This window comes from Burkholderia sp. Bp8986 (assembly GCF_003854225.1).
Classification (GTDB): domain Bacteria; phylum Pseudomonadota; class Gammaproteobacteria; order Burkholderiales; family Burkholderiaceae; genus Burkholderia.
The window spans coordinates 13,049-37,717 of record NZ_QTQM01000022.1 but is presented as its reverse complement, the minus strand read 5'-3'; the positions used below and the strand labels follow the sequence as shown (position 1 = coordinate 37,717).

Below are 24,669 nucleotides of genomic sequence, written 5' to 3'. Positions count from 1 at the left end.
GGGATCAGCGGGGCGAAACGCGCGCGACGGGCATGGCGCGCATCGCGCTCGCACTTCATCGGGGCGCGACGTTGCATCGCGACCCGGTCACATCGCATTACTTCACTTCGCTGCGCCGTTCCGGCAGAACTGCTCGTATCCCTGCGCCGAGTTCGCGAAGCCATGCGCCTTCGCAAGTTCCCACGGGCGCTCGCATTGTCGGGTCGTTTCGCACCAGGCATAACCGGCCGAGCCGATGCAGCCGTGCGCGTCGCGATCGCCGCCGACCATCGGCGGGGCGGCTTCGGCAGCCTGGGCGGTCTGCGTGCCCTGCGGGTCCTGCCCGGCGACATTGGGTGGAAGCGGGGCAGGCGGTTGCGTCGCGCACGCGCCCAATGCAAACGCGAGAGCGATCGCGGCGGCAAGCGGCGCGGAAGGAATGCAATGTTTCATGCGGTAGCGCTCCATGGGATGAAGGTCGACAGCGGATGCCCGTGCACGGGCGCTTGATCGATCACGCATCCGGCACCGGCACGCGCGACGAGAACTTGACCTCGCGCAGCGCGAGGCTCGACTGGATCGACGACACGCCGGCCTGCTTTCTCAGCACGCGTTCGACGAATTCCGCATACGTGTCGAGATCGGCGGCGACGACCTGCAGGATGTAGTCGGCCGCGCCGGTGATCTTGTGGCACGACGTCACTTCGTCGTGACGCCGCATCACGTCCTCGAAGTGATCCGAATCCTGGTCCGAACGCATGTTGAACGTGACCTGCACGAACGCGAACACGTTCATGCCGAGCGCGCGGCGGTCGAGGTTCGCCTGGTAGCCGGTGATCACGCCTTCGTCTTCTAGCCGCTTGCGCCGCCGCCAGCACGGCGTGACGCTCAGCGACAACCGTTCGCCGAGCGTCGCGTTGGACAGCGCGCCGTCTTCCTGCAGCAGGCGGAGCATCGCGCGATCGACACCGTCCAGCTCCACCGAAGCGCGATTTTTGCTCATTTCAGGGTCTCCGTAGACGGTTTTCTCAAAATTGTACGAAACGAAGAGTTGAAAAGCAAAGTTATTGCCGGCTGGCCTCAATAGACTGTTGCCACCCCTCACAGCCTTCACTGCAACGGTCAACCATGCTCACGGTCTACAGCAGCGATCACCATCTGCACCGCGGCGTCGAACTGAAGGACGGCGCGATCACCGATTCGTTCGAGAACCCCCTTCGTGCCGAAACGGTGCTCGCGCAGGTCCGCGCGGCCGGCCTCGGCGACGTGATCGCGCCGCGCGCGTTCGACCGCTCGAGCTATGCCGGCGCGCACAGCGCGCGCTATGTCGACTTTCTCGCCGGCGCATGGGACGAATGGGCCGCGACCGGCCGCACCTGCCAGGCGCTGCCGCTCGTGTGGCCGGTGCGCGCGATGCCGTCGGCGGCGACGCTGCCCGACTTCATCGACGGCAAGCTCGGCTTCTTCGCGATGGATGCCGGTGCGCCGATCAACGCCGGCACGTGGGACGCGGTGAGCGCGAGCGCGAACTCGGCGCTCACCGGCGCCGACCTGCTGGCGAACGGCAGCGCGCGCGCGGCGTTTGCGCTGTGCCGTCCGCCCGGCCACCATGCGGGCCGCGAGTACATGGGCGGCTACTGCTACCTGAACAACGCGGCGATCGCCGCGCAGCACGGCATCGCGAGCGGTGCGGCGCGCGTCGCGGTGCTGGACGTCGACTTCCATCATGGCAACGGCACGCAAGACATCTTCTACGAGCGTTCGGACGTGTTGTTCGCGTCGCTGCACGGCGAGCCGGCGGTGTCGTATCCGTACTTCTCGGGCCATGCCGACGAGCGCGGCGCGGGCGCGGGCGAAGGCTTCAACCTGAACCTGCCGCTGCCGAAGGGCACGCAGTGGGATACCTACTCGGCGGCGCTCGGCCATGCCACTGCCGCGATCGCGAAGCACGCGCCCGACCTGCTCGTCGTGTCGCTCGGCGTCGACACGTTCGAGCACGATCCGATCAGCCATTTCAAGCTGCGCTCGCCCGACTACCTGCGGATCGGCGCCGCGCTCGCGCGCCTGAACCTGCCGACGCTGTTCGTGATGGAAGGCGGCTACATGGTCGAGGAAATCGGTATCAACGCGGTGAACGTGCTGCTCGGCTTCGAAGGGCGCGCGTGAGCGCATCGCTTTGCCTGCAATCGACGATGGTACGAATCACGAACCAACAGCGACAAGGAAGGAGACGAACATGAATCGGAATCGGCATCGGAACAAGACGGCATGCGCGGTCGCGCTGGCGTGTGCACTATTCGCGCTGTCCGCGCACGCGGACGAGATCGTGCGCATCGGGCACGTCGCGCCGCTGACCGGCGCGATTGCGCACCTCGGCAAGGACAGCGAGAACGGCGCGCGGCTCGCGGTCGAGGAAATCAACGCGAAGGGGCTCGCGATCGGCGGCAGGAAGGTCACGCTGCAGCTCGACGCGCAGGACGACGCGGGCGACCCGCGCACCGCGACGCAGGTCGCGCAGCGGCTCGTCGACGACAAGGTGGTCGGCGTCGTCGGCCATCACAACTCGGGTACGTCGATTCCCGCATCGCGCGTCTATCGCGACGGCGGCGTCGTGCAGATCTCGCAGGCTGCGACCAACCCGACCTACACGCAGCAGGGCTTCAAGACGACCTATCGCGTCGTCGCGACCGATGCGCAGCAAGGGCCCGCGCTCGCGATGTACGCGGCGAAGCACCTGAGCATCAGGACGGTCGCCGTGGTCGACGATTCGACCGCGTACGGGCAGGGCCTCGCGACCGAGTTCGAAAAGGCGGCGAAAGCGGCCGGGATGAAGATCGTCTCGCGCGATGCGACCAACGACAAGGCGATCGACTTCCGCGCGATCCTCACGAAGATCAAGGGCGAGAACCCCGACGCGATCATGTACGGCGGGATGGACGCGACGGGCGGTCCGCTCGCGAAGCAGGCGCGCCAGCTCGGCATGCGCGCGAAGATCCTCGCCGGCGACGGCGTGTGCTCGACCGACCTGCCGAAGCTCGCGGGCCCGGCATCGGACAACGTCGTGTGCTCGGAAGCCGGCATCGCGCTCGAGAAGATGCCGGGCGGCGCGGCGTTCGTGAAGCGTTACGAGGCGCGCTATCGCCAGCCGATGCAGGTGTATGCACCGTTCTCGTACGACGCGGTGTACATCATCGTCGACGCGATGAAGCGCGCGAACTCGACGGACCCGGCGAAGGTGCTCGCCGCAATGCCGGCGACCGACTATCGCGGCGTGATCGGCGAAACGAGCTTCACGCCGCAGGGCGACCTGAAGCACGGTGCGATCTCGGTATTCACTTACAAGAGCGGCAGGAAGGCGCTGCTCGATATCGTCAGGATGTGACGCGAGCCGGGCGCACGAAGCAGCGCGCCGTGCGCGCTCGTGCGCCCCGACGTCTTACGACGCCTGTACGCGGCGCGGGTCGGCCCGGCGCTGCTGTTCGGCGTCATGCACGATGTGCAGTTCCCGCGTGCGGATCGGCAACGCGCAGTCCGCATCGGCGAGCGTCTTGCGCACCTGGCGCGCGAGGCGCCAGCGCATCGCCCAGAACTTGTCGGTGTGCGTCCACACGCGCATGTTCGCGATCGCCGTGCTGTCGTCGAAGCGCATCACCATCACGTCCGGTGCCGGGTCCGTCAGCACGTCGGGATCGGCTTCGGCCAGCGCGCGCAGCGCGTCGAGCGCGCGATCGATGTCGTCGTGCACCGACACTTCCACCTCGAGATCGAGACGGCGCGTCGGATTGCGCGTGTAATTGCGGATCGCGCTGCCCCACAGCGCGCTGTTCGGCACGTATTCGCAGATGCCGTCCGGCTTCGTCAGCCGCGTCATGAAGAGGCCGACTTCGTCCACCGTCCCCGCGACGCTCGAGCCGCCGTCGATGTAGTCGCCCACCTTGAACGGCCGCAGCAGCAACAGCATGATGCCGGCCGCGATGTTCTGCATCGTGCCCTGCAGTGCGAGCCCGATCGCGAGGCCGGCCGCGCCGAGCACCGCGACGATGCTCGCGGTTTCGATGCCCAGCTGCGACAGCGCGCCGACGATCGCGACGATGCGGATGCCCCACACGGCGACGTCGCAGAGGATCGGCCGCAGCGTGTCGTCGACGCGCTCCTTGTTCGCGAGCAGCCGGCTCAGCCAGTTGCCGATGCGTTTCGACAGCCACCAGCCCGCGACGAGCAGCGCGAGGGCGGCGCAGAGCCTGAGCGACAGCGTGGACAACGCGTTCCACAGGAACGTCCAGCGTTCCGGATGAAGATGATCGAGAAACATGACGGGATTCCGGGTTGAGGACAGAAGGCGCGACGGGCGGCGCACCCGCCGTGGCCCGGCGGGCATGCGCGCGTGCGCGGGCAACCTTCGACTGTACAGCCATGCGGGGTGTCACGCGACCGACGGGGCGCATCCCGCGCATTTTTACGGCGACTTTTGTCTTTCGTTCATGTACTAAGACAACATCTGAACAAATCGGATTGGTCCTATTCGGCGATGTTGGTCGCGCCAGTACACTCGCCTCCAGGCTACCGGATCGCGACGCTCTTTCCTCCGCGATACCCGGTTCATTTCAAATTTTCATGGATAGCGAGTGACGACGCGATGCGGTTCGACCTGTGTTTACGTCTCGCACGCGAACAAGGTCGATCCGCGCAACGCGGCGCCATCCGCTTTCCCGTTCGCCGCGCGCTGCTGCGCGGCGTCATCGCGGCGGCGTGGCTTGCCGGCACACAGGGCGCGATGGCGCTGGCATCCTCCGGTGCCGTGCCGTCCGCGCCCGTGGCGGCGCAAGCGGCCGACCTTGTCGACGTGCCTTTCTTCAATTCCGCCCGCACCGTCTGGGGCGGCTTGCTTGCGTCGACGGTGGTTCCGCGCATCGTGGCGGATGCGCAGGCGGTGCGTGTGCGTGCGGAGGCCTACCCCGGCATGTTCGTCGTGCGTGCCGGCGCCTGTGCGCCGTACGTTGTCCTTTGCGATGCGGCACGGGGTGCGATCGAGCGGGGTTACGCAGGGCGTTTCGATTATGGTTTTGCATCGCATCTTCCCGCGATCGGCACGCTTTCGGCATTCGCATCGCGTCGGGTCGAGCTGGCGTCCGCGCAACCGTTCGTGCTCGCGGAGCGGGAGAGCGGCGCGCGGGCCGGTGCGATCACCGGCAGCCTGCATGCGTCGCTGGCGCGCGCCGAATTGCCCGACGGTGTCGTGGCGCAGCTGACGCGCATGTTGGCCGGTCGTATCGACCCGAAGCTGCACGGCGCGACCGGCGACACCTTCCGTGTCGCATTCGAATCCGATGACGATGCGGCACTGCCGGACGGCGTGCGCGTGACGGCGCTCGACATCCGCTTTCGCGGCCGGCGCGTCGCGGCCGTGTGGTTCGCCCCCGGAGCGGCGGTGCCGGGCGCCTATTACGATCTCGACGGCATGCCGTTCGACGGCACCCGGTTCGCGATGCCGGTTCGGTCGACTCGCACCAGTTCGCGCTTCGGCGCGCGCGTGCATCCGGTGACCGGCGCGCGCCACGTGCATTCGGGCGTCGATCTCGCCGCGCCGACAGGGCGCGCCGTCCATGCCTCCGAGCGCGGCGTCGTGACGTTCATCGGCACCGAGCCGCGCGGTTACGGCAAGTATGTGGTGATCCGTCATGACGGTGGCTATGCGTCGTACTACGCGCACTTGTCGGCGTTCGAGCCCACGCTGCGAACCGGTGCGCGGGTCGCCCGAGGTCAACGGGTGGGCGCGGTCGGCAGTACCGGGACCGCGACCGGCCCGCATCTGCACTTCGAGGTCCGCCGACACGGCCGTCTTGTCGATCCGATCGGCCTCGTGCAGGCGGCGAAGGCAGCGAAACTGAAGGGTGAGCAGCGTGTCGCGTTCAACCGCGTGGCCTACGCCGCGCGCACGCAGTTGGCCGCGGCCAGCTTGACGTCGCCGCTCGCGATGTCGCAGCGTGGCGCCCGGCGTGACGGCTGATGTCGCGACGTCGCGCGTGCTCGCCCGGCGTACCGTGTGCAGGCGCGACCACGTCATGTTTCAGGCTATCCATCCGGTGTTTGTCATGCCCGTGTGCGATGCTCCCGGCGGGCATCGGGAGCAATAAAGGCAAGCGCCGGGCCAGTCAGCGCCCGGCGCTTGCCTTCCGTTTGACGGTCAGCCCGTCAACCCAGCGGCCAGTTCAGGATCGCGATGCCGTCGTTGTAGTCGCCGTCCGTACCGTCTTCAGAGCCGACCAGCCCGAAATAGGTCTTCTTGAAGATGTCGACCTGGCGCGAACCGATCTTCGACGGCTTGCCGTTCGCCGTCACGACCACGCGCACCTTCCCCTTGCCCGAGTTCACGACCTGCGTGTTCAGGTTCGCGTCCTGCGTGCCGGCGCCCTGGAACGTTGCGGCCGGTTTCGGGTTGTCGTCGACGAAGACTTCGATCGTCTGCTGCGCGGACGAATTGACGAGCGCCGTCACGCCGAATGCAATGTTCGGCGGCAGGTTGAAGATGCCGTCGCGTTCGCCGCCGCCGGTCGTCGTGGTGTCCGGCTGCGTGGGTTGCGGTTGCGGCGTCGCCTTCGAGAAGTAATTGACCACCGCACCGACGCCGAACTTCGCCGCCGCGCCGGGCAGCACGCCGGGTGCGCCGGCCCACGTCACCGTGCAGGCGATCACCTGCCCGGCCGCATCGGCCTTCACCTTGTTCTGCCAGCTGCCGACATCGAAGCTGTACGGGATGGTCGCGATGTCGACGAACACATCGTATTGCGGCAGCTTTTCCACGAGCTGCGCGGTCATGAACTGACGCATCCGGTCGAGCACGGCCTGGTCGCCATTCGATTGCACGGCGGTTGCATCGTTGCCGGCAAGTTGCAGCAGGGCGTACAGATCGTCATGGGTAAACGGTTGTGACATGTCTTCCTCGTCTTGATGGAATGTCTCGCATCGCGCGGCCGGTGAGCGGATCTCGCCGTCGTCGCGCGCGGAGCGCGGCGTGGGACTGCAAATGACTGCTCGAATGAATCGCTTCACAACGGGTGGCCGGGGCGGTTGGCCCCGTCGCCATTGCGGCTTCGACGGCGGCGCGCACGCCTTGCCGCGCCGCGCATCGCCGGGTTCAGCCCAGCGGCCAGTTCAGGAACACGATGCCGTCGTTGTAGTCGTCGTCGGTGCCGTCTTCCGAGCCGACGATTCCGAAGTACGACTTCTTGAAGAGATCGATTTGCCGCGAGCCGATGCGCGACGGCTTGCCGTTCGCCGTCACGATCACGCGTACGCGCCCCTTGCCGGAGTCGAGCACTTTCGTGCCGAGGTTCTGGTCCTGCACGCCCGCGCCCTTGAACGTGGCGGCCGGTTTCGGGTTGTCGTCGATGTAGATGTCGATCGTCTGGTCGTTCGCTGCGTTGGTGAGTGCGGTCACGCCGAACTTGATGTTCGGCGGCAGGTTGAACGTGCCGTCGCGTTCGCCACCGCCGCCGATGTTGCCGGCACCGCCGCCGGTTTCGGTGCCCTGATTCCCGCCGCCTTGCGACGACGATTGCGCAGCCGTGTCACCGATCGCGGAAATGCTTGCGTACGAATCGATATGCATCGCGCTGCCGCGCACGCTTTTCCACTGCCCTTTCACGAACGTGACGCCGCTGCCGACGTCGATCGTCGCGACGAGCGTGAACGGCATGCGCCCGGTGCTTTCGGGCACCTTCGACGAATAGGTGAAGCAGCCGTCCGCGACGACGCCTTGGTCGGTCGCGATCGCGAAATAGATGCCGGGGAAATTGTTGCCGGTCGCGTACGGCGTCGGCACGTTGAGGATGACCTGCAGTTTCCCGTCGCGAATCTCTGCGTTGGCGATGTCGATATGCAGACCGGGGATGTCGACGTACGTCTCGGACGTGACGACGGGTGCGCCGTTGATCGAAGCCGAAAGAAGCGGCATGGAAGTCTCCTGTGATAACGCTGTTTTGGATTGGGGGGCTGCGTGAGGCCCGCTTGATGAGCGCGAACCGCTGGCCGGCCAGACGACGGCGGGCCGGCACGGCGCGGCCGCCGCTCGTGCGTCAGGTCAGCCGATCGGCCACTGCAGCACGACGATGCCGTCGTTGTAGTCGCTGTCGTGACCGTCTTCCGACACGACGATCCCGAAGTTGACGGTGAACGGCGAACCGTCCGATTTCTTGCCGCTGATCGGCGCGAGGCGCGCATCGGTGGCCGACGTCTTGCCGTTTACCGTCACTTCGAAGCGCAGCTTGCCGTTGCCCGAATTCAGCGTGGCCTCGCGCGGGCCGTCGCGCGTGGTCAGCTTGTGATAAGCGGCCGGTTCCTTGCTGTCGCCGATGAAGAGCTTGATGTGCTGCTGCTCGGCAGCATTCGCGAAGAAAATCGCGCGGAAGTCGGTGTTCGGCGGAATCGAAAACTCGCCGGCGCGATTCGAGGACGTTTGAGAGTCGGCCATGCTTTCCTCCTGGAAGTCGATGGATAAGGCACTTCACCGTGTCTCGCTAACGCTTGCAGTTTCAAACACGGTTCAGTCAGCATGGCGAAAAATAAATGAAAAAATATTCGACCGGGAATGGGGATTGTTCAGAAAATCGGAAACCGAAACAGTCCGATTTAATGATGAAAATTCAATGGAGTGCCGTTCGATATATCTCGGAAATTATATCGATGCGTGTCACGCTTTTTTGAATAATGGCGGGGTGTGCAGGCGGGAATGAAGGGAACGGCGGGAGGGATCCGGCTTCGGCGCAGACGCTCGGCGTTCGCATATGGCAGCGTGTTGTTTCAACATCGTCTTTCCCTGTCGTGGCCGCGCCCACCGGCCACCATCGAGCGCCTGCGCCGAAGCCGGATCGCAACGAAGCGGGGTGCGGCGCCGATGAAGCTCGATGACCGGCTCACTCCGAACTTGAACAGGGCATTTCACCGGCACCGCACCCGACAAAGCATATCGGCCTGCTGTCGCGACGCCTATCGGACGAGGATGATTTTTGCGCGCGATATTACCGGACGCCGGCCTGATATACCTGACAGGCGATCAATTTTGAGATTAGCGGTATCGTGCAAGACACGCGTGCGCTCGCTATTCGGCGGCATTATTCATTCAATCGGCCCGTTACCGGGCCCTCACGAGGACAGTGCGATGACGAAACCCGATAGTCTGAAAGGCGAGATCAAGGGACAGGCACAGGACGCAGACCGTCACAACCTGGCGCGGCCCGCCGTGAACGGCGCGTTGTGGGCGCGCGGCCTGACGACGCAGCGCGTGGCCGACCTGTTCAGGACCCTGCCCGGCCTCCCGGGGCACTGGATGCAGCTGCAGAACGAAGTCAACGCAGGGAACCGCTATTTCTACGGTGTCCAGAACGGTCACCAGACGACCGACGAAGGAAAGGAACTGATTCGCTGGATCGCCGGTGCGGTGGTCAGCGCCGCGCAGAAGGCGGGATTCGATTTCCCGTTGCAGCAGCTCAGGTTTACCGCCGACACGGGGTGGCTGAAGCTTCAGCGCGTGTCGGGGCGGGTGATGGTGTTGTCGAGGCCGTGAGCGTCGCCGATGGTATTCGAAGTGCCGGCGTGTCGGCGGTCGAATCGGTCGCGGCTGCGGGAACGCGCGCTGCCATCGACGATCGATCGTGGCGTCGAGCAGGCTGCCGAAGGCATCACTGACCGAAACGCTGCGCTACCGCATCCTTCAATCGCGCGGCGGTGAGCTCGCCCATGTGCGATTCGACGAGTTCGCCTTTCGCATCGAAGAACAGCGTCGTGGGCAGCCCGCGCGATCCGTACGCATGCATCGCATGCAACGACGGATCGAGCAGCACGTTGTCGAAGCGCAACCCCTGCTGTTCGAGGAACGCGCGCACGGCCTGCGCGTTTTCCCCCTGGTTGAGCATCAGCACCGTAATGCCCGGATGATCGCGTTGCGCCTGTTCGAGGAGCGGCATCTCGCGCCGGCACGGCGCGCACCACGTCGCCCACAGGTTCACCACGACCGGCTTGCCTGCAAAGCGTTGCGGCAGGACGGGCGTCGCATCGAGCGCTTCGAGCTGCAGCGAGGCGAACGGCGGCGCGGTGCGCTGCAGTGTCGCCAGCGTGCCTTGCGCGATGCCCCACGCGGCGAGGCCCGCGACGATGCCGGCCGCCACGGGTTTGCGCAGCGCGGGCAGGCGACGCAGCCGCCAGACGGCGAACGCGAGCGCGGCGGCGACGCCGATGCGCCAGTCGAAGCCGCCGTCACCGAGCGCGACGATGGATCGCGGCGTCGTCGCGTAGTCGCGCCACCATTGCGCGACATAGCCGATACGCGCGGCGACCAGCCCGAGCAGCAGCACGTCGAGGATCAGGCTCGACGCGCTCTTGTGATGTCCGTCGGGTGGGCGGCGCTGGATGAAACGGGCAACGAGCCACGCCAGCAGCGCGGCGGCGGCTACCGCGACGACGCGGATCGATAAGGGACCGATGCTCAACATGGGGAGAAGAGGGTGCGGGGATCGTGGATCGACCGGCGAACGCGATGCCGTCGACGGTCATGTGACGTTTCGACCCTACGGGACGCACACGGGTTCCCTTGGCGACCGCGCGCCATGCACCGCCCGACGCGTGCGAATCGCATGCCGGGCGCCGGCATTCAGGACGACGTCGTTTTCGTCGAAGTCTTGCGACGCATCAGGCCGCCGACGTTCGCGCAGGCCAGGTAATTACTGCCTGCTTCCGCTCGAGCCGGAAGGCGCACCGCCAAGCCGGTACGCGGTAAAGAATTCGTACCACGGCGAACCCTGTCCGGCCGACACGCCGAGTGCCGACGTCCGCTGCTTCAAGGCCGTGAACACATCGTTGATGCGCGCAGCCTGTTCGGCATCACTGAACGGACGCGGCTTCGCCCTGCCGGCCGCGAAGGCGCCGTAGGCGATGGCGAGCAGGCGCGCGCCGTCGTCGATCGAGGTGACGGACCCGTTGATCGCCTCGACGAAGCGCGGCCGGTCCGCTTCTCGCGATGCGGCGATGCACTGAAACACGATCGCCGACACTTCGTGCAGGTCGCTCGCGCGCAGCAATGCCGGCAGGCGCGCAGCGATCCGGTCGGCCGGTTCCTCATGCAGCGCGGCGGCGAAGTCGAGCACGGCGGCCATCGGATTGCCGTCCTGCTGCACGCGATCGAGCGCCGATGCGGGCGCGGCCGCCGCTTGCGCGACGTCGCCGGGCGCGGCGCGCAGCACGTCCGCGACCTGCTGTTGCCACGCCGGAAAGATCATCCGCACGTTGCCGAACTGCTCGCCGCCTTGCGCGGCCGGATTCCACCGATAGACGATCGTGCCGCCGCGAATGAACGGCGAATACAGATGCTCGGGCGTTTGCGGCAGCGGCCGCCCGTTGATCGGCAGCCATGCGAGCGTGAGCCAGTCGTAGCGGCCGGTGGCGGGCACCGACGGGCTGGAACTCGCGACGACCTGCCAGGTGCCGCGGTTCGCGTAACGCCGACGCGCGTCGGGCACTGCGACGGTTTGCCGTTTCGCGGTATCGAAGTAGGTATTGCCGGTCACGTTTTCGCCGCTGTCCGGGGCCGGCGTGAGGGTGGCGATGACCCACGATGCCGCGTCGGCCGAACGATAGTCCGACGGCTGCAGCGTGGCGACGTCGTGCACCATCCGCGTTTCGGCGGCGACGGGGCTCGGCGGCAGACCGGCGGGGCCGGCGACGATACTCGGCATGGACGTTCCTCGGAATCGGGGGTGTATCGGCACGCGCGCCGAACGCGAACGATGTCCGGCGGCGCATGTCGTCCGTCGTAACAACTGTAGAACGCCGCCGCCGGAAACGGAAACCGGCCGCGGCGGCCTCGTGCCGCGCGACGCGCTCACGCGCACCGCCGCTTCGGCTTACCATGCGCATCCTGAACCAGCACGACGAACACCGATCGGGAGCCAACATGACCGACAGCAAAGCCATCACGGAACACTGGACGCACGTCGCCGACCAATGGATCGACTGGGCCGGCAGGCCGGGCCACGATGCGTTCTGGAAGTATCGTGACGGGCTGGCGGCCTACCTCGGCCGCGGTACCGGTCGCGCACTGGAGATCGGCTGCGGCGAGGGACGCGTGAGCCGCGAACTGAAGGCGCTCGGCTACGACGTGACCGCGAGCGACGCGGTGCCCGCGATGCTCGACGCCGCGCGTCGCGCGGCATCGGCGCACCGCTACGCGCTCGCCGATGCCGCCTCGCTGCCGTTCGATCCGGCCAGCTTCGACATCGTGATGGCATACAACGTGCTGATGGACCTCGACGACATGGCGGCCGCGTTGCGCGAGGCACGTCGCGTGCTGAAGCCGGGCGGGCTGCTGTTCGTGTCGCTCGTGCATCCGTTCCGCGATCGCGGCCGTTTCGCGGGGCCGCAGCCCGACGCGCCGTTCGTGCTCGAAGGCACGTATTTCGGCAGCGAGCATTTCGAGGGCGTGGAAACGCGCGACGGGCTGTCGATGCACTTCGCGGGCTGGTCGCTGCCGCTCCAGGCCTACATGGATGTGCTGGAGGCGGCCGGCTTCGCGATCGTGTCGCTGCGCGAGCCGCTGCCCGATCGCGCCGACACGGACACGCTGAAGCAGTGGTCGCGCGTGCCGCTGTTCCTGTGGATCAAGGCGCGGCCGCTGGATTGAAACCGTCGCGGCCGCGCGGCGTGCGGCCTGCGGCACGCCGCATGATCAGCGCGGCAAGACCTTCCTGTAGATCACGAATCCGGTTTTTTCCGCGACGGTGTCGTAGAGCCGCATCGCCGTGCGATTCGTCTCGTGCGTCTGCCAGTACACGCGTTCGGCGCGCTGCGCCTGCGCGGCGTCGTACACGGCTTCGATCAATGCGCGGCCCACGCCCTTGCCGCGTTCGCGCTCGAGCGTGAAGAGATCCTGCAGATAGCAGGTCGGCCCGGCCAGCGTCGTGCTGCGGTGATACAGGAAATGCACGAGCCCGACGAGCCGGCCGTCGCGTTCCGCGACACGCGCATGCACGGGCTCGTAGCCGTCGAAGAAGCGCGACCACGTGAGCTGCGTGATCTCGCGCGGCAGCGCGGTATCGCCGAAGCGGCCGTAGAAGCGGTTGTAGCCGTCCCATAGCGGCAGCCAGTCGTCGAAATCGTCTTCGCGGACTGGGCGTACGGTCAGGCCGGTGTCGGTAGCGTTCATGGTCGCGAACCTTTCGAGGATGGATGGAATGAAGCGTTGCCGGCACGGCCGGAAACGCGCGCAGACCTCTACGATAGAAAGTTCGTGGCACCATGTGTAGACCCATGACATTCACACATTCTGGAGCCACGATGGATTACGCGTTGCTGCTGTCGACCTTCGAGCGCGAAGCGGGGCCGCACGCGGCCACGCGGATGTCGCAGCAGCAGCGGCTGTACGCGTGCCTGCGCGACGCGATCCTGAGCGGCCGGATCGCCGAGGGCACGCGGCTTGCCGCATCGCGCACGCTGGCCGACGAGCTCGGCATCGCACGCAATTCGGTGCTGTACGCGTACGAGCGGCTCGCATCGGAAGGGTTCGTGACCGGCACGCGGCAGGGCACGGTGGTCGCCCGGATGGGGTTGCGCGGGTCGCAGGTCGCCGCCGCGGCGTCCGCCGGCGCTACGGCGGCGCTGTCGCGGCGCGTCGCGCAGGCCGAGCGCGCGACGAGCGGCCTCGACGAATCGCTGCCGTTCATGCCGGGCGTGCCGGCCGTCGACGCCTTCCCGCTCGCGCAGTGGCGGCGCTGCGTCGAGCGCGCATGGCGCTCGGCGGGGCCGGCGCAGCTCGGCTATCAGTCCGCGGAAGGCGACGCGGTGCTGCGCGACGCGATCGCCGGCTATCTGCGCGCGTCGCGCGGTGTGCGCTGCGACGCCGCGCAGGTGATCGTCACCGACGGCACGCAGGGCGCGCTCGACCTGTGCGCCCGCGCGCTGGCCGACGCGGGCGATGTCGCATGGATCGAGAATCCCGGCTACCACGGCGCGCGCAACGCGTTTCTCGCGGCCGACCTGCGCGTCGAGCCGATCGGTGTCGATGCGCAGGGGCTCGCGCCGCATCCGGACGACTGGCGCGATCGTCCGCCGAAGCTCGTCTACATCACGCCGTCGCACCAATATCCGCTCGGCGCGGTGATGAGCCTCGAACGGCGGCTCGCGCTCGTCGCGCAGGCGCGCGCGGCCGGCGCATGGATCGTCGAGGACGACTACGACAGCGAGTTCCGCCACCACGGCACGCCGCACGCGGCCGTGCAGGGGCTCGCCGACGACGCGCCGGTGATCTACCTCGGTACCTTCAGCAAGGTGATGTTTCCGGCGTTGCGGCTCGGCTTCATGGTCGTGCCGCCCGCGCTTGCGCAGCCGCTGCGCGACGCGGCGGGCGCACTGATGCTGCAGGGCCGCGCCGTCGAGCAGCGCGCGCTCGCGGATTTCATCGACGCCGGGCATTTCACGCGCCATCTGCGGCGCATGCGCCGCGTGTATGCCGAGCGGCGCGACGCATTGCACGACGCGCTGGCGCGGCGGCTGCATACGCGGCTGACGGTGTCGGGCGGCGCGGGCGGCATGCATCTGTCCGCGCGGCTCGACGTGCCGGTGGCCGACACGGAGCTGAGCCGCGTCGCGCAGGCGCACGGGCTGATCCTGCGGCCGCTGTCGTCGTTCTGCCTGCCGGGCACCGCGGCGGGTTACAACGGGCTCGTGCTCGGCTACGGCGGCGTGCCGGCCGAGCGGATGGACGGGCTCGCGCGGCGGATCGGCGAGATGATCGACTGTGTGCTGGCCGCGCGGTGACGGTCGTCGCGCCGTGTCGTCGCTACGTCGCTACGCCGTTATGCCGTTACGCCGCTACGTCGCTACGCCGTTATGCCGTTATGCCGTTATGCCGTTACGCCGCTATGTCGCCACGCCGCTATGTCGCTATGTCGCTATGTCGCCACGTCGCCACGTCGCCACGTCGTTGCATCATTGCATCGGAGCGCGACGGTCCGCTGCTCCGCTTACCCGCGCATCGGCGGATTGAGCCGCGCGAACGCGTCCTGCCGGCGATACGGGAAGTGCGGATACGGCGCTTCGATCGCACTCGCCGCATCGAGCTTCGCGACTTGCGCATCGGTCAGCGACCAGCCGAGCGCACCGAGGTTCTGGCGCAACTGTTCCTCGTTGCGCGCGCCGATGATCACCGACGACACGGTCGGGCGCTGCAGCAGCCAGTTCAGCGCGATCTGCGGCACGGTCCTGCCGGTTTCCTCGGCGATCGCGTCGAGCGCGTCGACCACGTCGTACAGCCGTTCGTCGTCGACCGGCGGCCCGAAGCCGGCCGTATCGTGCAGGCGGCTGCGTTCGGGCAGCGGCGCGTGGCGGCGGATCTTGCCGGTGAGCCGGCCCCAGCCGAGCGGGCTCCACACCAGCGCGCCGAGGCCCTGGTCCGCGCCGAGCGGCATCAGGTCCCACTCGTAGTCGCGGCCGACGAGCGAGTAGTAGACCTGGTTCGCGACGTAGCGCGACCAGCCGTGCCGGTCGGCTAGCGCGAGCGATTTCATGATCTGCCAGCCCGCGAAATTCGACACGCCGATGTAGCGCAGCTTGCCCGCGCGCACCAGGTCGTCCAGCGTCGACATCACTTCCTCGACCGGCGTGGCCGCGTCGAACGCATGGAGCTGCAGCAGATCGATGTAGTCGGTATCGAGGCGGCGCAGCGCGTCGTCGACCGCGCGGATCAGCCGTGAGCGCGACGTGCCGGCGTCGTTCGGGCCATCGCCGGTCGGCAGGCCCGTCTTGGTCGAGATCAGCACCTGGTCGCGCCGGCCGTGGATCGCGGCGCCGAGCACGCGCTCGGATGCGCCGTCCGAGTACACGTCGGCGGTGTCGAACAGGTTGACACCGGCTTCGAGGCAGATGTCGACCAGGCGGCGCGCTTCGTCGACGTCCGTGTTGCCCCAGGCGCCGAACAACGGGCCGGTGCCGCCGAACGTGCCTGCGCCGAAGCTCAGCGCGGGAACCTTGAGGCCGGAGCGGCCGAGCGTGCGGTATTCCATGGCGGGTGTCCTTTCGTCGTCGAGGCCGGCGCGAGCGGGCGTCGGCAAGGTGAGCGTTCACTCTAGCGCTTGCGGTTCATCCGGATAATTGGGCAGACTTCGAAAATATCCTTCGGAGGAAGCGAAGAATGCTGCTCGACAACCTCGCGCTGTTCCTGCGCATCGTGGAGAAGGGCGGGCTGGCCGCGGCCGGCCGCGAGGTCGGCCTGTCGCCTGCCACGGTTTCCGAGCGGCTGACGGCGCTCGAGCGCCACTACGGCGCGGCGCTGCTCACGCGCACGACCCGCGCGATCAGCCTGACCGACGAGGGCCGCACGCTGGTCGCGGGCGCGCGGCGCCTGCTCGCCGAGGCCGACGAACTCGAAAGCCGCGTGCGGCTCGGCGCGCAGACGCTGTCGGGGCCCGTGCGGCTGAGCGCGCCGGCCGATCTCGGGCAGGCGCGCGTCGTGCCGGTGGTCGACGCGTTCCTGGCCGAGCACCCGGGCGTCACGGTCGACCTGCATCTCGGCGACGGCTACGTCGATCTCGTCGGGCAGGGGCTCGACTTCGCGATCCGTCGCGGCCAGCTCGCGGACAGCGCGCTGCGCAGCCGCTCGCTCGGCCGCTCGCGCCGCGTGGTGTGCGCCGCGCCTGCGTATCTCGCCGCGCACGGCACGCCGCGGCATCCGGCCGAGCTTGCCGCGCACGACTGCATCGTGATGCGCTTCGGCCAGGAGCTGTATGCCGAGTGGCCGTTCCGTATCGACGACGAACCGAAGCGCGTGACGGTGCGTGGCCGGCGCGTCGCCAACGACGGCGCGCTCGTGCGCGCGTGGTGCGTCGCGGGGCACGGGATTGCGCTGAAGTCGCTGCTCGACGTCGAGCAGGATCTGGCGTCCGGCGCGCTGGTCGAGATCCTTCGCGAATTCTCGCCGGGCGAAGTCGACCTGCAGATCGTCTATCCGGGCGGTGCGGTGCAGCCGCGGCGCGTGCGGGCGCTGATCGAACGACTGGCGCAGGCGTTGGCGGCGGGGTGAGCGCAACCGGATCGCGCCGCGGCGGACGCGGTTGCGCGTCAGCGTCCGACGCGATGACGCCAAATACGGCGTAGTAGCGGAACGGGGCCGCTTCCCCCGCGACAGCGAACGCAAGATCGCCCGCGAAGCGGGTTGTCCACGTTTCGTCATTTAGCTAATATTCAAAACGTCAAACGAGACCGGAACCATGGACGACGTCACCCGCATCAGCGCACTGGCCAATGAAAGCCGTCTGGCCGTGATGCGCTGGCTCAAGCAGCCGCGCAAGCATTTCCCGCCGCAGCCGCACGGCGACTTCGACGAGCTCGGCGTGTGCTGCACGTACATCACCGAGAAGCTCGGCATCGCGCCGGCGACGACCACGCGCCACATGCGGATCCTCGCGGATGCCGGGCTCGTGCGGGCGACGCGCGTCGGCAAGTTCACGTACTACAAGCGGATCGACGATGCGCTGCATCGGTTGGGCCGCGACCTCCTGCAACTCTGATCTTCACAGAGGCAATCGACATGGATGAACTCGCCCTGCTGGCCGATGCCGACCGGCGCGCGCAAGCGTATCTCGCCGCGACCGACGAACGGCGCGCCTATCCCGACGCCGCGGCGCTCGCGGGTCTTGCGGCCTTCGACGAGCCGCTGCCCGATGCGGGCCGCCCGGCCGACGACATGCTGCGCCTGCTCGACGACAAGGGCACGCCCGCGACCGTCGCATCGAACGGCCCGAACTACTTCGGCTTCGTGATCGGCGCGACGCTGCCGGCCGCGGCGGCCGCCGAGCGGCTGATGCTCGCGTGGGACCAGTGCGCGTCGTCGTTCGCGAATTCGCCGGTGGCCGCGACGATCGAGCGGCAGGCCGCGCGCTGGGTCGTCGACGTGCTCGGGCTGCCGGAAGGCAGCGCGGTCGGCTTCGGCACGAGCGCGACGGCCTGCACGCTGGTCGCGCTGGTGGCCGCGCGGCGTGCGCTGCTCGCGCGCAAGGGCTGGGACGTCGACGCGGACGGCCTGATCGGTGCACCCGAGGTGAAGGTCGTGCTCTCGGAGCTCGCGCATATCACGGTGAAGAAGGCGCTGCGCGTGCTCGGCTTCGGGATGAAGCGCCTGATCGTCGCGCCGGTCGACGCGCACGGCCGCATCGACCCCGCGCAATTGCCGCCGCTCGACGACATGACGATCCTCTGCGTGCAGGCCGGCGAAGTGAACACCGGCGAATTCGATCCGTTCGCGGCGCTGATTCCGCGCGCGAAGGCCGCCGGCGCGTGGGTGCACGTGGACGGCGCGTTCGGGCTGTGGGCGCGCGCGTCGTCGAAGCGCGCGCTGACCGACGGCATCGACGGCGCGGACAGCTGGACCACCGACGGCCACAAGTGGCTCAACACGCCGTACGACGGCGCGATGGTGATCTGCCGCGACGCGGCCGCGCTCGCGACCGCGATGAACAGCGATGCCGTCTACCTGAGCGGCGCGCAGGATGCGCAGAAGAACCTGAACCTCGAATTCTCGCGGCGTGCGCGCGGCATTCCGGTGTGGGCCGCGCTGCGTGCGCTCGGCCGCGCCGGCGTGGCGACGATGGTCGAGCGGCATTGCGCACAGGCCCAGCGCGTCGCGGACGGCCTGCGCGCGGCCGGCTACGACGTGCTGAACCGTGTCGTGCTGAACCAGGTGCTCGTGCGCGCCGGCACCGACGACGAGACGATCGCGATCCTTCAGGCCGCGCAGGATTCGGGCGACGTATGGTTCGGGCAGACCGTATGGCAGGGGCGGCCGGCGTTCCGGATCAGCGTGTCGTCGTGGCGCACGGAGGACGAGCACGTCGACCGTCTCGTCGCGTTGCTGACGACGCTGCGCGGCGTGCATGTGGGTTGAGCGGCGGCGGCGAATGCGTCGCGCGCGTGCCGCCGCCGCCGGCTATCCGTATCTGGAGATGTGCAGCTCGTCTGCGTGAAAATGTCGGACAATAACGCGGCATGCGCGCCGTGCCGGCCCGGGCGGCGCGCTCAACCGCAGCATTCACGCCGACGAGATCCCCATGTCCACGACACCTCCCCGGGAGCTGCTGAAAGCCGCCGACATCGCGAAGATGGAACCGACGCGCGCGGTGCATTCGCTCAATCCCAATGCCGTTCGCCTCAAACGACAGCTCAGCGACCTGACCGGCCTCACGCAGATCGGCGCGCACCTGCTCACCCTGATGCCCGGGCACGAATCGGCCGAGTATCACCGCCACCTGTACGAGGAAGAATGCGTGTACGTGCTGTCCGGCACCGGCTCGGTCACGATCGGCGAACGCACGTGCGAAATCGGGCCGGGCGATTTCCTCGGTTTTCCGCGCGGCGGCGACGCACACACGTTGCAGAACACCGGCGAGGTGCCGCTGGAACTGTTCATCCTCGGCCAGCGCCTCGAACACGACGTCTGCGAATACCCGAGAATCGGCAAGCGGCTTTATATCGCCGGCGAGCTCGAGGATTTCGTCGACCTGCCGAAACGGCCGTAGACGGCACGCATCCGCATCGGCCGTCGTCATGCTTATGATGCGGGAACGCCACTGACAGGATTCCACGCCATGGACGCGCCGCATCCGCCGATCAACGCCCCGATTTCCGAAACGGAACCTGAAACCGAAACCGTCGCCGAGCCGCGCGCGTCGCGCGTGCATCGGCCTGTCGCGCTCGTCACCGGATCGACGTCGGGAATCGGCGCGGCCATCGCGCGACGCCTGGCGGCGGACGGCTACGCGGTGATCCTCCATTCGCGCAGTTCCGCCGACACCGGTCGTGCGATGGCGCGCGAACTCGGCGCGACCTACGTGCAGGCCGATCTCGCCGACGATGCGGAGCGCGTGCGGTTGATTCGCGACGCGCTGGCGGTGCATGGCCGCCTCGACGTGCTGGTCAACAATGCGGGCGTCAGCCGCGTGATTCCGCACGACGATCTCGCCGCCGCGACGCCCGACGTGTGGCGCGAGATGCACGAGATCAACGTGATCGCGCCGTTTCGGCTCGTCGCCGAAGCGCAGCCCGCGCTGCTCGAGGCGGCGTCGGGCGGGCGTGCCGGGTGCGTCGTCAACGTCAGCTCGCACGCCGGCGTGCGGCCGAAGGGGGCGTCGATTCCCTATGCGGCGGCGAAGGCCGCGCTGAATCACACGACTCGCTTGCTGGCGCGTACGCTCGCGCCGGCGATTCGCGTCAATGCGGTGGCGCCGGGGCTCGTCGATACGCCGCTGACCGCGGACTGGACCGACGCGCAGCAGCTCTGGCGCGAGCGCGCGCCGATGCGCCGTGCGGCGACGCCGGACGACGTCGCGCAGATGGTTGCGATGCTCGTCGCGTCCGATTATGTGACGGGCGAGATCGTGATGCTCGACGGGGGAATGAACCTGACGTGACCGGTAAAGGCTCTCCAGGTCAGCCGAGGTTCGACCGCAGCCGCGCGAGCGCCTGATCGTGCGTGCGTTCGAACTTCAGCGGCGTGACCGCGATATAGCCTTCGCCGAGCGCGGCCGTTTCCGAATCCGCATCGTCGTCGCGCGGTGCGCGCGCCAGTTTCAGCCAGTGGTATTCGATGTCGCGCGGATCGCGCCCCGACACGATGTCGACGCCTTGCAGCGTGCCGGCGCCCTGGTTCGTCACCTTCAGGCCGCGCACGTCGTCGGCCGGCCGCGCCGGGAAATTCACGTTGAGGCAGGCGTCGCTGTCCCAGCCGGCCGCGACGAGCCGGCGAATCACGTCCGGTGCGTGCGTGAGCGCCGTATGCCACGGCACCGCGTTGCGATCGACGAACGCCTGGCTCAGCGCGATCGCCGGTACGCCGACCAGCATGCTCGTCATCGCGGCGCCGACCGTGCCGGAGAACACCGTTTCGGTGCCGAGGTTCGCGCCGCGATTGACGCCGGACAGCACGAAGTCGGGCCGCGCGTCCTTCATCAGGTGGCTGACCGCGATCGCGACGCAATCGCCCGGCGTGCCGCGCACTGCAAAACGGCGCTCGCCCTTGCGATGCACGCGCAGCGGTTCGTGCAGGCTCAGCGAATGCGACGTGCCGCTCTGGTCCTCCGCCGGCGCGACGATCCAGACTTCGCGCGCCAGTTGCGTGGCGACCTGTTCGAGCACTTCAAGGCCGGGGGCGTCGAATCCGTCGTCGTTGGTGAGCAGGACGCGGTCGAACAGCGGGCGGGTTTCTTGCATCGGGACGATCCTCGCAGGTAGGCAATGAGAGGGGAAAGGCATCGCGGGTACACCCGCAAGGCTAGCATCCCGTTGCGGCGCATGTTGTGTCGTGTCATGCCGCACCTCAGCGCACCGCACCCCGCACGCGGATGCGAAAACGGGCGCATCGCGCGCCCGTCTTCCGGTTCGATGTGCCGCCCGCGTGATCCGATTACCCGAGCAGATGCCGCAGCAGGCCGGCCGACACGACGCCGACGATCACGGTCGGCAGGATCGACAGGCGGGTCGCCGCGATCAGCGTGACGGCGAGCGCGAGCAGGTCGGCCGGGCGCGTCGACACGAAGGCCGGCGCGATTACCGAGATCAGCACGCAACCCGGCACGTTTTCCATCACCGATGCCATTCGCGGGCTCAGCGTGCGGTTGCGCAGCAGCACGTAGCCGAGCACGCGCGACAGGTAGGTGGTCGACGCCATCAGCACGATGGTCGCGACCGTCGCGAAATCAGGCAGCATCGCGCGGCTCCCACAGCAGCGCGGCGATCAGCCCCGCGCACGCCCCGGCCGCGACGTACCACGCGCCGGGCACGGCCAGGTGCGTGCCGGCTGCGACGACAAGGCTCACGAACCACGGGCGGCCCGCTCGCATGCCCTTCCACATTCCGCGCAGCAGCACCAGAAACACGGCCGTAAATGCCATGTCGAAGCCGTACTGCTCGACGTTGCCGATCGTCGGGCCGACCGCCGCGCCGAGCGTCGTCATCGAGATCCACGTCAGGTACAGCCCGGAACAGATGCCCGCGTAATAGGGGACACTGATGTGCGAGGCCGAGCGCGAGCGCGCGTCGGCGAGCGACATCGCCCAGCTTTCGTCGCACATGAAGAACAGCGCCGCGAACGCGCGGCGGCGCGGCAGGCGCCGGATGTATGGCGCGAACGCGGCACCCATCAGGATGTGCCGCGAATTCACGAGGAACGACATCGCGACGATCAGCGCGATATGCGGTGGCGACGTCCACAGATGGATCGCCGCGAATTCGGAGCCGCCGCCGAAGTTCAGGCCCGTCATCATCGGGACCTCGAGCAGGCTCAGCCCTTTTTGCGCGGCCTGTGCGCCGAGCACCAGCGCGAACGGCACGAAACCCAGCATGACGGGCAGCGCCGCGCGCAATCCGCGGCCCATCTCGGCGACATAGGCGGGCTTGTCGCGAAGCCCGGACGACGTTGAAACGCTACTGCTCATTACTCCTCCTTCGGGGGAGTAGGATTGTCTGCTTTTTTGACTCGAATCGGGTTGCGTTGCGGACCAATATTCCTGAGAATTTGGCATTGAACGAGTGATTTGCGATTTTTTTGGAATTTGATGCCAATGAAGCTGGATGCTATCGACCGGCGGATCCTGAGCGCGCTGCAGCGTGACGGCCGCATGCAGAACGTGGAACTCGCGCACGAGGTCGGGCTGTCGCCGTCGCCGTGCCTGCGGCGCGTGCGGCTGCTCGAGGAAGCGGGCGTGATCGAGAAATACGTGGCCGTGCTGAACCCGGCGAAGGTCGGCAAGGGGCTGACGATCTTCACTCGCGTGTGGCTGAAAGGGCAGGACGCGGAATCCGTGAACCGCTTCGCCGAGGCTGTCCAGCAGATGCCGGAAGTGGTCGAATGCCACCTGATGGCCGGCGACTGCGATTTCCTGCTGCGCGTGGTGGCCGCCGACATCGACGACTACCGGCGCTTCCAGATGGAATACCTGACGCGCATCCCGGGCGTGCTGAGCGTCAAGACCGACATTCCGATGCAGAAGGTCAAGCTCACGTCGGCGCTGCCGACGTAACGCGGGCGGTTGCATGACGACGATTCGGCAAATCGTCACCGGTCGGTGACATTCGGCCGATACACTGGCGGGACGAGCCGCATCGCCGCGCACCGGCTGCATCACGGTGCGGCTTCGATGCGCAAGCAACTAACGGTCAACCGCGAGGCAATCGACGAACACGCGCGCCGTGCGCGATGCGATCCGCCGGGCGGTGCGTCTTTCTTGTCGAGCCATTCATGCAGCCATTCAACAATCCGTGGAATTCGCTGGAAATCGTCAAGCTCGTGCTCGGCGTGCTGACGCCGCGTGTGATACAGGTCGTCGTGTTCGAGCGCGTGCGGACGCGGGCCGACGACGGACATCTCGCCGCGCAGCACGTTGATGAACTGCGGCATTTCGTCGAGGCTCGTGCGGCGCAGGAACGCGCCGATGCGGGTCACGCGTGGATCGTTGGGCGTCGCTTGCCGCACGCCGCCGTCCGTGTCGACATGCATGTGCATCGTGCGGAACTTGTAGATCGCGAACGCCTTGCCGTTCGCGCCCTTGCGCAGCTGGCGGAACAGCACGGGGCCGGGCGAAGACAGCCGGACGGCCAGCGCGATCGCGAGCAGCAGCGGCGCCGTGCCGACCAGCACCGCCGCCGCGAACAACCGATCGAAAATCGCTTTCTGAAGCAGCGCGCGGGGCGACAGCGGAGAGGCGACAAGGTTGATCGCCGGTGCACCGACCAGGTCGACCATCGCGCCGTCGAACATCGCGAGCTGGCTGACGTCGGGTACGAGGCGGACGTCGACGAGGTCGTGCCGGAATGTATCGAGCACGCGAACGATGGCGCTGGTTTCAGTGATCGGCAGCGCGATCCAGACTTCCGGGATCGCATGCGCCCGCACGTGCGCGGCGAACGCGTCGAGCGTGGAAAAGGCTTCGATGCCGTTCGCGCCGGGTTGTGCGGAGCGGTCCGGATCGAGCACGGCTGCCGCGCGATAGCGCGCCGACGGCGATTGCGCGATCCGTTCGAGCACGGCGACGCAATGTGCACCGCCGCCGACGATCGCGACTGGCCTGGTGCGTTCGCCCACGTGGACGATCCGTTCGACTGTCGCGCATACGGCGAGCCGAAACGCGACGAGTGCGATGCCGCTTGCCGCCGCCCAGAGCAGGAATCCGCTCGGCGGCACCGGCAACGCGCCGCGCATCGCGAACATGACGATTGCCGAGCCGGCGAGCGCGAGCAGCCATGCCACGACGGTAAGGAATACGATGCGATGGGTCGCGCGATCGCGCGGTATGCGCGCCACGCCGAACGCCGGGAACAGGATCATCGCGAATACCGCCGTGCTCGCGACGATCGCCACGTTGTCGGACGGATCGATGCCGTCGCCGGGAGAAAACCAGGCTGCCGCCGCGGCGCCGAGCGCGATCAGCGTGATGTCGACGATGCGCGTGAGGAAGCCATGGATCGCCGACGGAGCGGCGGCGCGTTGCTGTTCGAGTGCCGTGTGCATATACCTTCGCTACCGATGTATTCGATGCGGCGTCCGTCGCCTCGCGCAGGACGCAACGAGCCGTACCGCGCCGGGATAAATCCGGGCGGTGCCGTTGCTTCCGTTTCACGGGAGTGGTTGACGAGGGGAAGGGACGCTGCCTGCCTTAGAGG

General features: G+C 67.7%; 27 protein-coding genes. 13 read left to right on the top strand and 14 right to left on the bottom strand.

The window, feature by feature from the left end; genetic code table 11:
• Nucleotides 1–102: 102 nt before the first annotated feature.
• Nucleotides 103–432, bottom strand: a complete 330-nt coding sequence (locus tag DID99_RS20215) for a hypothetical protein (RefSeq protein WP_124667391.1) — start codon at nucleotides 430–432, stop codon at nucleotides 103–105.
• A gap of 61 nt (nucleotides 433–493) precedes the next feature.
• Nucleotides 494–982, bottom strand: a complete 489-nt coding sequence (locus DID99_RS20210; RefSeq protein ID WP_124667390.1) for an Lrp/AsnC family transcriptional regulator — start codon at nucleotides 980–982, stop codon at nucleotides 494–496.
• Nucleotides 983–1,107: 125 nt separating this feature from the next.
• Here DID99_RS20210 and DID99_RS20205 point away from each other — a divergent pair, with 125 nt between their 5' ends.
• Nucleotides 1,108–2,145 (top strand): histone deacetylase family protein, encoded by a 1,038-nt coding sequence (locus tag DID99_RS20205; RefSeq protein ID WP_124667389.1) that lies wholly within the window; start codon nucleotides 1,108–1,110, stop codon nucleotides 2,143–2,145.
• A gap of 70 nt (nucleotides 2,146–2,215) precedes the next feature.
• A complete protein-coding gene (locus DID99_RS20200; RefSeq protein WP_124667388.1) occupies nucleotides 2,216–3,361 on the top strand; it encodes a branched-chain amino acid ABC transporter substrate-binding protein in 1,146 nt (381 codons plus the stop codon).
• Between the two features lie 54 nt (nucleotides 3,362–3,415).
• Here DID99_RS20200 and DID99_RS20195 read toward each other — a convergent pair whose 3' ends face one another.
• Nucleotides 3,416–4,291 carry a mechanosensitive ion channel family protein gene (locus tag DID99_RS20195; protein ID WP_124667387.1) on the bottom strand — a complete coding sequence of 292 codons (876 nt, stop codon included), beginning with the start codon at nucleotides 4,289–4,291 and terminating at the stop codon, nucleotides 3,416–3,418.
• Between the two features lie 324 nt (nucleotides 4,292–4,615).
• On the opposite strand from DID99_RS20195, the gene DID99_RS20190 reads away from it, so the two are divergent.
• Nucleotides 4,616–5,986, top strand: a complete 1,371-nt coding sequence (locus DID99_RS20190; RefSeq protein ID WP_124667386.1) for a M23 family metallopeptidase — start codon at nucleotides 4,616–4,618, stop codon at nucleotides 5,984–5,986.
• A gap of 185 nt (nucleotides 5,987–6,171) precedes the next feature.
• Here DID99_RS20190 and DID99_RS20185 read toward each other — a convergent pair whose 3' ends face one another.
• From DID99_RS20185 to DID99_RS20175, 3 genes are all read right to left on the bottom strand, one after another.
• Nucleotides 6,172–6,912: a fucose-binding lectin II gene (locus tag DID99_RS20185; RefSeq protein WP_124520908.1), complete on the bottom strand. Its 741-nt coding sequence runs from the start codon at nucleotides 6,910–6,912 to the stop codon at nucleotides 6,172–6,174.
• Nucleotides 6,913–7,114: 202 nt separating this feature from the next.
• On the bottom strand, nucleotides 7,115–7,933 hold the full coding sequence (locus tag DID99_RS20180) for a fucose-binding lectin II (protein WP_124667385.1): 819 nt from the start codon (nucleotides 7,931–7,933) through the stop codon (nucleotides 7,115–7,117).
• A gap of 126 nt (nucleotides 7,934–8,059) precedes the next feature.
• Entirely contained in the window at nucleotides 8,060–8,449 is a 390-nt protein-coding gene (locus tag DID99_RS20175) for a fucose-binding lectin II (RefSeq protein ID WP_124529316.1), read from the bottom strand.
• Here DID99_RS20175 and DID99_RS20170 point away from each other — a divergent pair.
• Together DID99_RS20170 and DID99_RS20165 are read left to right on the top strand one after the other, a co-directional pair.
• Nucleotides 8,448–8,711: a hypothetical protein gene (locus DID99_RS20170; protein WP_124667384.1), complete on the top strand. Its 264-nt coding sequence runs from the start codon at nucleotides 8,448–8,450 to the stop codon at nucleotides 8,709–8,711. The genes DID99_RS20175 and DID99_RS20170 overlap by 2 nt on opposite strands.
• 425 nt (nucleotides 8,712–9,136) lie before the next feature.
• Nucleotides 9,137–9,541, top strand: coding sequence for a peptide ABC transporter ATPase (locus DID99_RS20165; protein ID WP_124667383.1), 405 nt, complete (start codon nucleotides 9,137–9,139; stop codon nucleotides 9,539–9,541).
• 115 nt (nucleotides 9,542–9,656) lie between these two features.
• Here the strand turns inward: DID99_RS20165 and DID99_RS20160 are convergent, their stop codons facing one another.
• Together DID99_RS20160 and DID99_RS20155 are read right to left on the bottom strand one after the other, a co-directional pair.
• Nucleotides 9,657–10,466 (bottom strand): TlpA disulfide reductase family protein, encoded by an 810-nt coding sequence (locus DID99_RS20160; RefSeq protein ID WP_124667382.1) that lies wholly within the window; start codon nucleotides 10,464–10,466, stop codon nucleotides 9,657–9,659.
• Between the two features lie 228 nt (nucleotides 10,467–10,694).
• Nucleotides 10,695–11,705, bottom strand: a complete 1,011-nt coding sequence (locus DID99_RS20155; RefSeq protein ID WP_124667381.1) for a hypothetical protein — start codon at nucleotides 11,703–11,705, stop codon at nucleotides 10,695–10,697.
• 218 nt (nucleotides 11,706–11,923) lie between these two features.
• On the opposite strand from DID99_RS20155, the gene DID99_RS20150 reads away from it, so the two are divergent.
• Complete coding sequence (locus DID99_RS20150) at nucleotides 11,924–12,649, top strand: class I SAM-dependent methyltransferase (RefSeq protein ID WP_124667380.1); 726 nt, start codon at nucleotides 11,924–11,926, stop codon at nucleotides 12,647–12,649.
• A 45-nt stretch (nucleotides 12,650–12,694) separates the two neighbouring features.
• Here the strand turns inward: DID99_RS20150 and DID99_RS20145 are convergent, their stop codons facing one another.
• Complete coding sequence (locus tag DID99_RS20145) at nucleotides 12,695–13,171, bottom strand: GNAT family N-acetyltransferase (RefSeq protein WP_124487073.1); 477 nt, start codon at nucleotides 13,169–13,171, stop codon at nucleotides 12,695–12,697.
• Nucleotides 13,172–13,302: 131 nt separating this feature from the next.
• On the opposite strand from DID99_RS20145, the gene DID99_RS20140 reads away from it, so the two are divergent.
• Nucleotides 13,303–14,781, top strand: coding sequence for a PLP-dependent aminotransferase family protein (locus DID99_RS20140; protein WP_124667379.1), 1,479 nt, complete (start codon nucleotides 13,303–13,305; stop codon nucleotides 14,779–14,781).
• A gap of 206 nt (nucleotides 14,782–14,987) precedes the next feature.
• Here DID99_RS20140 and DID99_RS20130 read toward each other — a convergent pair whose 3' ends face one another.
• On the bottom strand, nucleotides 14,988–16,025 hold the full coding sequence (locus DID99_RS20130) for an aldo/keto reductase (protein WP_124487071.1): 1,038 nt from the start codon (nucleotides 16,023–16,025) through the stop codon (nucleotides 14,988–14,990).
• 128 nt (nucleotides 16,026–16,153) lie between these two features.
• Between DID99_RS20130 and DID99_RS20125 the strand changes: the two genes are divergently transcribed.
• From DID99_RS20125 to DID99_RS20105, 5 genes are all read left to right on the top strand, one after another.
• Entirely contained in the window at nucleotides 16,154–17,041 is an 888-nt protein-coding gene (locus tag DID99_RS20125) for a LysR family transcriptional regulator (protein ID WP_124487070.1), read from the top strand.
• A gap of 187 nt (nucleotides 17,042–17,228) precedes the next feature.
• Nucleotides 17,229–17,528, top strand: a complete 300-nt coding sequence (locus DID99_RS20120; protein ID WP_040139054.1) for a helix-turn-helix transcriptional regulator — start codon at nucleotides 17,229–17,231, stop codon at nucleotides 17,526–17,528.
• A gap of 20 nt (nucleotides 17,529–17,548) precedes the next feature.
• Complete coding sequence (locus DID99_RS20115) at nucleotides 17,549–18,901, top strand: pyridoxal-dependent decarboxylase (RefSeq protein WP_124487069.1); 1,353 nt, start codon at nucleotides 17,549–17,551, stop codon at nucleotides 18,899–18,901.
• Between the two features lie 163 nt (nucleotides 18,902–19,064).
• A complete protein-coding gene (locus DID99_RS20110) occupies nucleotides 19,065–19,532 on the top strand; it encodes a cupin domain-containing protein (RefSeq protein WP_044845430.1) in 468 nt (155 codons plus the stop codon).
• Nucleotides 19,533–19,601: 69 nt separating this feature from the next.
• Entirely contained in the window at nucleotides 19,602–20,423 is an 822-nt protein-coding gene (locus DID99_RS20105) for an SDR family NAD(P)-dependent oxidoreductase (protein ID WP_124487068.1), read from the top strand.
• Nucleotides 20,424–20,442: 19 nt separating this feature from the next.
• Here the strand turns inward: DID99_RS20105 and surE are convergent, their stop codons facing one another.
• The 3 genes from surE to DID99_RS20090 form a co-directional block, all read right to left on the bottom strand.
• The gene (gene surE, locus DID99_RS20100; protein ID WP_124487067.1) at nucleotides 20,443–21,222 is read right to left on the bottom strand and encodes a 5'/3'-nucleotidase SurE; all 780 of its coding nucleotides are present in this window, start codon (nucleotides 21,220–21,222) and stop codon (nucleotides 20,443–20,445) included.
• A 193-nt stretch (nucleotides 21,223–21,415) separates the two neighbouring features.
• Complete coding sequence (locus DID99_RS20095) at nucleotides 21,416–21,718, bottom strand: AzlD family protein (protein ID WP_162999222.1); 303 nt, start codon at nucleotides 21,716–21,718, stop codon at nucleotides 21,416–21,418.
• Nucleotides 21,708–22,445: an AzlC family ABC transporter permease gene (locus tag DID99_RS20090; RefSeq protein WP_124487066.1), complete on the bottom strand. Its 738-nt coding sequence runs from the start codon at nucleotides 22,443–22,445 to the stop codon at nucleotides 21,708–21,710. The genes DID99_RS20095 and DID99_RS20090 overlap by 11 nt, the downstream gene beginning before the upstream one ends.
• 126 nt (nucleotides 22,446–22,571) lie before the next feature.
• Here DID99_RS20090 and DID99_RS20085 point away from each other — a divergent pair, with 126 nt between their 5' ends.
• A complete protein-coding gene (locus DID99_RS20085) occupies nucleotides 22,572–23,030 on the top strand; it encodes an Lrp/AsnC family transcriptional regulator (protein WP_006486309.1) in 459 nt (152 codons plus the stop codon).
• Nucleotides 23,031–23,131: 101 nt separating this feature from the next.
• Here DID99_RS20085 and DID99_RS20080 read toward each other — a convergent pair whose 3' ends face one another.
• A complete protein-coding gene (locus DID99_RS20080) occupies nucleotides 23,132–24,517 on the bottom strand; it encodes an exopolysaccharide biosynthesis polyprenyl glycosylphosphotransferase (RefSeq protein ID WP_260427291.1) in 1,386 nt (461 codons plus the stop codon).
• Nucleotides 24,518–24,669: the final 152 nt, after the last annotated feature.

What these genes read in the sequence shown, in the direction of transcription:
- DID99_RS20215 (WP_124667391.1), bottom strand. Translation starts at nt 432, where the DNA reads ATGAAACATTGCATTCCTTCCGCGCCGCTTGCCGCCGCGATCGCTCTC.
- DID99_RS20210 (WP_124667390.1), bottom strand. Translation starts at nt 982, where the DNA reads ATGAGCAAAAATCGCGCTTCGGTGGAGCTGGACGGTGTCGATCGCGCG.
- DID99_RS20205 (WP_124667389.1), top strand. Translation starts at nt 1,108, where the DNA reads ATGCTCACGGTCTACAGCAGCGATCACCATCTGCACCGCGGCGTCGAA.
- DID99_RS20200 (WP_124667388.1), top strand. Translation starts at nt 2,216, where the DNA reads ATGAATCGGAATCGGCATCGGAACAAGACGGCATGCGCGGTCGCGCTG.
- DID99_RS20195 (WP_124667387.1), bottom strand. Translation starts at nt 4,291, where the DNA reads ATGTTTCTCGATCATCTTCATCCGGAACGCTGGACGTTCCTGTGGAAC.
- DID99_RS20190 (WP_124667386.1), top strand. Translation starts at nt 4,616, where the DNA reads ATGCGGTTCGACCTGTGTTTACGTCTCGCACGCGAACAAGGTCGATCC.
- DID99_RS20185 (WP_124520908.1), bottom strand. Translation starts at nt 6,912, where the DNA reads ATGTCACAACCGTTTACCCATGACGATCTGTACGCCCTGCTGCAACTT.
- DID99_RS20180 (WP_124667385.1), bottom strand. Translation starts at nt 7,933, where the DNA reads ATGCCGCTTCTTTCGGCTTCGATCAACGGCGCACCCGTCGTCACGTCC.
- DID99_RS20170 (WP_124667384.1), top strand. Translation starts at nt 8,448, where the DNA reads ATGCTTTCCTCCTGGAAGTCGATGGATAAGGCACTTCACCGTGTCTCG.
- DID99_RS20175 (WP_124529316.1), bottom strand. Translation starts at nt 8,449, where the DNA reads ATGGCCGACTCTCAAACGTCCTCGAATCGCGCCGGCGAGTTTTCGATT.
- DID99_RS20165 (WP_124667383.1), top strand. Translation starts at nt 9,137, where the DNA reads ATGACGAAACCCGATAGTCTGAAAGGCGAGATCAAGGGACAGGCACAG.
- DID99_RS20160 (WP_124667382.1), bottom strand. Translation starts at nt 10,466, where the DNA reads ATGTTGAGCATCGGTCCCTTATCGATCCGCGTCGTCGCGGTAGCCGCC.
- DID99_RS20155 (WP_124667381.1), bottom strand. Translation starts at nt 11,705, where the DNA reads ATGCCGAGTATCGTCGCCGGCCCCGCCGGTCTGCCGCCGAGCCCCGTC.
- DID99_RS20150 (WP_124667380.1), top strand. Translation starts at nt 11,924, where the DNA reads ATGACCGACAGCAAAGCCATCACGGAACACTGGACGCACGTCGCCGAC.
- DID99_RS20145 (WP_124487073.1), bottom strand. Translation starts at nt 13,171, where the DNA reads ATGAACGCTACCGACACCGGCCTGACCGTACGCCCAGTCCGCGAAGAC.
- DID99_RS20140 (WP_124667379.1), top strand. Translation starts at nt 13,303, where the DNA reads ATGGATTACGCGTTGCTGCTGTCGACCTTCGAGCGCGAAGCGGGGCCG.
- DID99_RS20130 (WP_124487071.1), bottom strand. Translation starts at nt 16,025, where the DNA reads ATGGAATACCGCACGCTCGGCCGCTCCGGCCTCAAGGTTCCCGCGCTG.
- DID99_RS20125 (WP_124487070.1), top strand. Translation starts at nt 16,154, where the DNA reads ATGCTGCTCGACAACCTCGCGCTGTTCCTGCGCATCGTGGAGAAGGGC.
- DID99_RS20120 (WP_040139054.1), top strand. Translation starts at nt 17,229, where the DNA reads ATGGACGACGTCACCCGCATCAGCGCACTGGCCAATGAAAGCCGTCTG.
- DID99_RS20115 (WP_124487069.1), top strand. Translation starts at nt 17,549, where the DNA reads ATGGATGAACTCGCCCTGCTGGCCGATGCCGACCGGCGCGCGCAAGCG.
- DID99_RS20110 (WP_044845430.1), top strand. Translation starts at nt 19,065, where the DNA reads ATGTCCACGACACCTCCCCGGGAGCTGCTGAAAGCCGCCGACATCGCG.
- DID99_RS20105 (WP_124487068.1), top strand. Translation starts at nt 19,602, where the DNA reads ATGGACGCGCCGCATCCGCCGATCAACGCCCCGATTTCCGAAACGGAA.
- surE (WP_124487067.1), bottom strand. Translation starts at nt 21,222, where the DNA reads ATGCAAGAAACCCGCCCGCTGTTCGACCGCGTCCTGCTCACCAACGAC.
- DID99_RS20095 (WP_162999222.1), bottom strand. Translation starts at nt 21,718, where the DNA reads ATGCTGCCTGATTTCGCGACGGTCGCGACCATCGTGCTGATGGCGTCG.
- DID99_RS20090 (WP_124487066.1), bottom strand. Translation starts at nt 22,445, where the DNA reads ATGAGCAGTAGCGTTTCAACGTCGTCCGGGCTTCGCGACAAGCCCGCC.
- DID99_RS20085 (WP_006486309.1), top strand. Translation starts at nt 22,572, where the DNA reads ATGAAGCTGGATGCTATCGACCGGCGGATCCTGAGCGCGCTGCAGCGT.
- DID99_RS20080 (WP_260427291.1), bottom strand. Translation starts at nt 24,517, where the DNA reads ATGCACACGGCACTCGAACAGCAACGCGCCGCCGCTCCGTCGGCGATC.